The organism is Herbaspirillum chlorophenolicum (genome assembly GCF_001189955.1).
In the GTDB taxonomy this organism is placed as follows: Bacteria; Pseudomonadota; Gammaproteobacteria; order Burkholderiales; family Burkholderiaceae_D; genus Herbaspirillum; species Herbaspirillum chlorophenolicum.
In genome coordinates, this window is the sequence record NZ_LFLT01000015.1 from 103,068 (window position 1) to 109,532 (window position 6,465).

Consider the following 6,465-nt stretch of genomic DNA (forward strand, 5'->3'; position numbering starts at 1 on the left):
GAACGGGCATGCTGGAGACCATCAGCGAGCATGGCTGTTTCGGCGGCGTCCAGGGCTACTACCGCCACGAGTCGGCGGAGATCGGCTTGCCGATGCGCTTCTCGGTGTTTGTTCCGCCGCAGGCCAAGGCGGGCGACAAGCTGCCGGTGCTGTTTTACCTGGCCGGCCTGACCTGCACCGAGGAAACCTTCATGATCAAGGCCGGCGCGCAGCGCGTGGCGGCTGAGCTGGGGATCATCCTGGTGGCGCCGGATACCAGCCCGCGCGGCGCCGGCATCGAAGGCGAGAGCGATAGCTGGGATTTCGGCGTGGGCGCAGGTTTTTACGTCGACGCCACCCAGGCGCCGTGGGAGAAGAACTACCGCATGTATTCGTACGTGGTGCATGGCCTGCGCCAGGCCATCTTGCGCGAATTCCCGGCCGATCCGCAACGCATCGGCATCTTCGGGCATTCGATGGGCGGCCACGGCGCGCTGACACTGGCGCTGCGCAATCGCGACATCTACCGTTCGGTGTCGGCGTTCGCGCCGATTGCTGCGCCCGGCAAATGTCCCTGGGGCCGTAAGGCGCTCGGCAATTACCTCGGCCAAAAGCGCGAGGCCTGGAAGCAGTACGACGCCAGCGAGCTGATGCGCGGATTGCGTTCGCCATTTCCGCAAGGCATTCTGGTCGACCAGGGGCTGTCGGACAAATTCCTGGCCGAGCAGCAACTGTTGCCGGAAGAGTTCGAGGCAGCCTGCAAGGCCGCATCGCAGCCGCTCACGCTGCGCCGGCATGAAGGCTACGACCACGGCTATTACTTCATCTCCACCTTCATGGAGGACCATTTGCGCTTCCACCACCGGATCTTGGCGGGTTGAAGACGTAGGCATCACACTGCAAAGAAAAAGCGCCGATCCGCGAGGACCGGCGCTTTTTTCATGCTGCCGGCGAGACCATGAACAGGTTCTTAGTGTGCGGCAGAAGCTTCCGCGGCGCCTGCACCGCCCTTGGACGGCTTGATGATCCAGATCAGCGGGATGATCACCAGGAAGATCACGGCCGATACATAGAAGATGTCGTTGATCCCCAGCATCGCCGCCTGGAACGTGATGGTGCGCTCGATCATGCCGGCGGTCTGCTGCTGGTCCAGGCCCAGCAGGCTGCTGATGCTGTTGACGGTCTGCTGCATCCAGGGGCTGTACGGCGTGGCATGCTCGGTCAACTGCGCGTGGTGCATGATGGTGCGGTTGTTCCAGGCAGTGGTCGAGATCGAGGTGCCGACCGCGCCGCAGAACACGCGCACGAAGCTCGACAGGCCGGCCGCGGCCGGAATGCGTTCGGGCGGCAAGCCCGACAGCAGCAGCACCGTCAGCGGCACGAAGAACATCGCCGTCGGGATGCCCTGCAGCAGGGTCGGGGCGATCACCGTCCATTGGTCGACATCGAGGTTATAGCGCGAGCGCAGCCAGAACACCAGGGCGAAGCCGATGAAGGAGGCGGTCGCAACCTTGCGCGCATCGACCAGCGGCAGGAAGCGCCCGATCAGCGGCATCAGGATCACCGCGAAGATGCCGATCGGCGCGGTCGATAGGCCCGAGTCGATCGAACGGTAGCCCAGGTATTGCTGCAGCCACTGCGGCAGGATCACCAGGTTGCCGAAGAACACGCCGTAGCCGATCGAGATCGCGATGGTGCCGCCGGCGAAATTGCGCCGGCCGAACAATCGCAGGTCCACCACCGGGTGGTCGTTGTTGAGCTCCCAGACGATGAAGTAGGCGAAAGCTACCGCAGCGATGATGGCCAGGGTGACGATGGTGGATGAGGAGAACCAGTCCAGGTCCTTGCCCTTGTCGAGCATGATCTGGAAGGCCGCCACCCAGGTCACCAGCAGCGCCAGCCCGATCTTGTCGATCGGCAGCTTGTGGGTCGGGGTTTCACGCGAGCGGTAGATGGCCAGCGTGACGCCGGCTGCGATCAGCCCCACCGGGATGTTGATGTAGAAGATCCACGGCCACTTGTAGGCATCGGTAATCCAGCCGCCCAGGGCAGGGCCGGCCACCGGCGCCACCACCGCCGTCATGCCCCATAGCGCAAGCGCGAACGAAGACTTGGATTTGGGGTAGGCCCCCAGCAGCAGCGACTGCGACAGCGGCACCATCGGTCCCGCCACCAGGCCTTGCAGCACGCGTGCGGCCAGCAGGATCGGCAGGGTGGGGGCCAACCCGCACAGCCAGGAGGCCAGCACGAACAGCAGCACCGAGGTGACGAACAGGCGCACCGCGCCCAGGCGCTGGGTCAGCCAGCCGGTAAGAGGAATGGAAATCGCATTCGCCGCCGCGAACGAAGTGATCACCCACGTGCCCTCGTCGACGGAGACGCCGAGGTTGCCCGAAATGGTGGGGATCGCCACGTTCGCGATCGACGAATCGAGCACGTTCATGAACACCGCCAGCGATACCGACAGCGTGCCCAGCACCAGGTTGGCGCCGGTCAGCGGTGGTGGCGGTGTGTAAGGAGTAGGGCTGTTCGCCATAGACGGTTCTGTACGGATTCAGGTCAGGTATCGCGATCAGGTATGCGGGACGGCCACGACTGCGGCTGCCTTGCTCTTTTTCGGCATCGGCAGTCCGCTGGCGTTGTCGCTGATGATGCGTTCGACAATGGCGTCGGCCTGCTTGCCCAGATCCTCATAGACGTTGGTCTGGTAGTTGACCGGAGCGTTTTCCAGCTGCTTGCCGTCGCCATGGATATCGACGGTGGCGGTGGTGGACAGGCCGATGCGCAGCGGATGCGCGCGCACTTGCTCGGGGTCGAGCGCGATGCGCACCGGAACGCGCTGCACCACCTTGATCCAGTTGCCGGTGGCATTCTGTGCAGGCAGCAGCGAGAACGCGCCGCCGGTGCCGGCCGAGAAGCCGACCACGGTGCCCTTGTATTTCACGTCGGAGCCGTAGACATCGGCCACCACTTCAACCGGCTGGCCGATGCGGATGTGTTTCAACTGGCCTTCCTTGAAGTTGGCGTCGATCCAGATCTGTTCCAGCGGCACGATGGCCATCAGCGGGCTGCCGGCGGCGATACGCTGACCGACTTGCACCGAACGCTTGGAGACGAAGCCCGACACCGGCGCCACGATGTTGACGCGGGCATAGTTCAGGTAGGCGTTGCGCACAGCGGTGGCGGCTTGCTGCACATTGGGGTGCTCGGTCACGCTGGTGTGGTCGGTCAGCGCGCGGTTGGCGGCGGCGGCGGCGCGCGTCTGGTCGAGAGCGGCGGTGGCGCTCTTGAAGGCGTCGCGGGCGTGCGAGACGTCTTCGGTCGATACCGCGCCCGAGGCCAGGCCGGCCTGGCGGCGCTGCAGGTCGTCCTTGGCGCGCGCCAGGTTCGATTCGGCTGCGGCGACGTTGGCGGCCAGCGTGTCGTTGTTGAGGAACAGCTGGCGGGTCTGGCGCACGGCCTGGGCCAGCGCGGCTTCAGACTGCGACAGCGCCAGCTTGGTATCGGCCGCATCCAGCGTCACGAGCTGCTGGCCCGCGGCGACCACCTGGGTATCGTCGGCCTTGATGGACGTGACGGTACCGCCGACCTGGGCGGAAATCTGTACGATGTTGCCGCCGACGTAGGCATCGTCGGTCTCTTCGAAGAAGCGGCCGTGCAGGAACCAGTACAGGAAGCAGACGGCAGCGATGATGACCAGGGCCAGCGTCAGCAGGAACAGCTGGCGCTTGCGCTTGCCGTTCCCATTTCCGTTGGCGTTTTGGTTGGGAGCGCTCGTGGCGTTCGAGGTAGTGCTTTCACTCATGGATTACTCCGTTTGATTTTTTTCGTAGCGATTGTCAGGCTGCGCCGCCTTGGCCGGCACAGCGAGCCTGCCGCCGGCCGGATGGATGAGAGTCCGGCGGCAGGCCATGTCAGGTATCCGTTCAGGGCTGTTTCGGCTGTCCTTGTCCGGGCTTGTCGGCCAGTGCGAGGCCGGCATGCTGGGCCTCGAAGCCGCCGCCCAGCGCCTTGTACAGCGCCACCTGCTGGTCGCGGCGCGCCGCTTCCAGGCTGACCATGGCCTGGCGCTGCGCCAGTACCCCGGTTTCGGCGGACAGCAGCGTGAGCTGCGACACCAGGCCGATGCGATAACGCTCCTTGGCCAGGTCGTAGGCGCGTTCGGCCGCTTCCAGCGCTTCACGGCGGATCGGCAGCTGGCGCTCGGTCGAGTGGATCGAGGCGATCTGGCGCGCTACGTCCGCATAGGCGTCGTTGACGGTCTTGTTGTAGGTCGCCACGGCCAGGTCGTAATTGGCGTATTCGCCCTTGAGGCCGGCGCGCAGGGCGCCGCCTTCGAAGATCGGCAAGCTGATGGCCGGTCCGAAGGCGATCGACTTGCTGGCCGCCGTGAACGGATTGGTGTTGAGCAGGGTATCGAAACCGATGGCCGCGCTCAGGTTGATGTCGGGATAAAAGCGCGACTTGGCTACGTCGATGCCTTGGGTCGCGGCCTCCACCTGCCAGCGTGCGGCCACGATGTCGGGGCGGCGGCCCAGCAGGTTCAGGGGCAGGTCGGCCGGCAGGCCGGGTGTGGCGAGCCGGGTCATCTGCGGCGCGGCCAGTTGCAGGCCGCGGTCGGGACCGTGGCCGGTGAGGGCGCCCAACTGCTGGCGGGTCAGCGTGATCTGGCCTTGGCTTTGCTCAAGCTGGGCGCGGGCATCGGCGCTGCTGCTGCGCGATTGGTTGCGCTCGATCTGGGTATCCAGGCCGGTGCGTACGCGCTCTATGGTGATCTTTTGCAGCGCGTCGCGCTGGTCGACGGTGCGCTGCAGGACATCTTGCAGCGCGTATTGCGCCGCCAGCTGGCTGTAGGCAGAGACGATCGAGGCGGTCAGCGCCAGGCGCGCTTCCTGCCCGCTGGCTTCGGCGGCCTTCTCGCTGGAGATGGCTTGCGCCAGCGCGGCATGGTTCTTGTTCCACAGGTCGAGTTCGTAGCCGATGTTGATCATCGCCTTCTTCTCGTTGAACCAGTTGCCGCCATACGGCTCGGGATAGATCGTGGTGTTGGAGAACTGGTTGCGGATCAGCGAGGCGTCGGCGGTGACCGTGGGCAGCAGTGGCGCGCCCTTGGCCTCGGCCATGGCGCTGGCGGCAGCGATGCGCGCCTGTGCCTGCTGCAGGTTGGGGCTGGAGGCCAGCGCTTCTTCGATCAGGGCATTGAGCTGCGGATCGCCGAACTGCTTGACCCAGTCGCTGCCGGGCCATTGGCCTGCGGTTTGCTGCTGTGGATCCGACAAGCTGCGCTGCGTGGCAAAATCGCTTGCCTGGGCAATGTGCTTGTCGCTGCCGATGCCGCTGAAACTGGCGCAGCCGGACAGGCCCAGCAGGCCGATCATGGCGACGCAAGCGGCGATCGCCCGCGGCCGGAAGGCGGGCGACATGGTGCGTTTCATAGAATTCTCCACGTTGAAATTTTGGCGATGCGAGTTTTTTGGGGATCTCGTTAATACGTTGCTGCGGGTTTGTCTCGCGTGGCGACGGCATTTCCGGATCGGGCGTCAGGGCAGGTCCGGCGGGGAAATCCGGTCACCTGCACACTGTTATGCGAGTCCGCTGCATCATGCCGCCGTGTGGCTGGCGAGTAAAAACTCATTTTTGTATTATACTCTGAGACACGAACAATAACTCATGTTGCGAATTCGCGTCGGAGAGCGGCGAATTCTTTACTGAAGCTGACAATGAAACTGCAACCTCGCAAAGAACCTCGCCAGGCACGTTCCCGGGCGATGGTCGACACTATCCTTGATGCCATGTCGCGCGTGCTGGTGGAGCGCGGCTATGCCAAGACCAATACCAACCTCGTGGCCGAGTCGGCCGGCATCAGTGTCGGTTCGCTGTACCAATACTTTCCCAACAAGGACGCGCTGATCTTCGCGCTGCGCGAACGCCATGTGACGCGCATGCTGGCGCTGTTCGAAGACGTGGCCGCGCACATCGACGGCGCCGGCTCGCTGAACAGCGATTTCGAGGCGCTGATCGATGCGCTGGTCGCGGCCCACCTGGTGGAGCCCGAACTCAACCGCATCCTGGAAGAAGAGTTTCCCGCCTATAACCTGCCGGTCTCCACCGAGATCCGCCAGCGTTTCTTCGACGCCATCCGCGGCGTGCTGGAAAAGCATCGCGGCAGCATCACCACACCCGACCTGGACGTGGCGACCTTCGTCCTGCAACGCATGCTCAAGGCGCTGATCAACGCCGTCGTGCTGACCGGCCCCGGCGGCCTCTCCGCAGGCAGCGTGCGCCCGGAAATCCTGCCCGCCGTGATCGGCTACCTGACCGCGCCGCGCAGCTAGTGTCCTGAGTTGCTAATTCGCTGCGGAAGATTGGCTCAATGCGCGCCATGCGTCGTTGCAAATCCTCGCGATAGTCCCGCTATCGCTGCGGTTTGCGCCTAGCCTGACGCGCATTGAGCCAATCTTCCTGATGCAACGAATTAGCAACTCA

At 64.4% G+C, this 6,465-nt stretch carries 5 protein-coding genes; 2 read left to right on the forward strand and 3 right to left on the reverse strand.

Annotation, left to right across the window (positions count from 1 at the left end):
- Positions 1–8: 8 nt before the first annotated feature.
- Positions 9–860 (forward strand): S-formylglutathione hydrolase, encoded by an 852-nt coding sequence (gene fghA, locus AKL28_RS11550; protein ID WP_050468287.1) that lies wholly within the window; start codon positions 9–11, stop codon positions 858–860.
- 89 nt (positions 861–949) lie between these two features.
- Here the strand turns inward: fghA and AKL28_RS11555 are convergent, their stop codons facing one another.
- The 3 genes from AKL28_RS11555 to AKL28_RS11565 all read right to left on the reverse strand — a co-directional run bounded on the left by AKL28_RS11555 (position 950) and on the right by AKL28_RS11565 (position 5,414).
- Entirely contained in the window at positions 950–2,515 is a 1,566-nt protein-coding gene (locus tag AKL28_RS11555) for a DHA2 family efflux MFS transporter permease subunit (protein ID WP_050468288.1), read from the reverse strand.
- A gap of 36 nt (positions 2,516–2,551) precedes the next feature.
- Positions 2,552–3,784, reverse strand: a complete 1,233-nt coding sequence (locus AKL28_RS11560; protein WP_050468289.1) for an HlyD family secretion protein — start codon at positions 3,782–3,784, stop codon at positions 2,552–2,554.
- 121 nt (positions 3,785–3,905) lie between these two features.
- Positions 3,906–5,414 (reverse strand): efflux transporter outer membrane subunit, encoded by a 1,509-nt coding sequence (locus tag AKL28_RS11565; protein ID WP_050468290.1) that lies wholly within the window; start codon positions 5,412–5,414, stop codon positions 3,906–3,908.
- A 285-nt stretch (positions 5,415–5,699) separates the two neighbouring features.
- On the opposite strand from AKL28_RS11565, the gene AKL28_RS11570 reads away from it, so the two are divergent.
- A complete protein-coding gene (locus AKL28_RS11570; RefSeq protein WP_050468291.1) occupies positions 5,700–6,314 on the forward strand; it encodes a TetR/AcrR family transcriptional regulator in 615 nt (204 codons plus the stop codon).
- Positions 6,315–6,465: the final 151 nt, after the last annotated feature.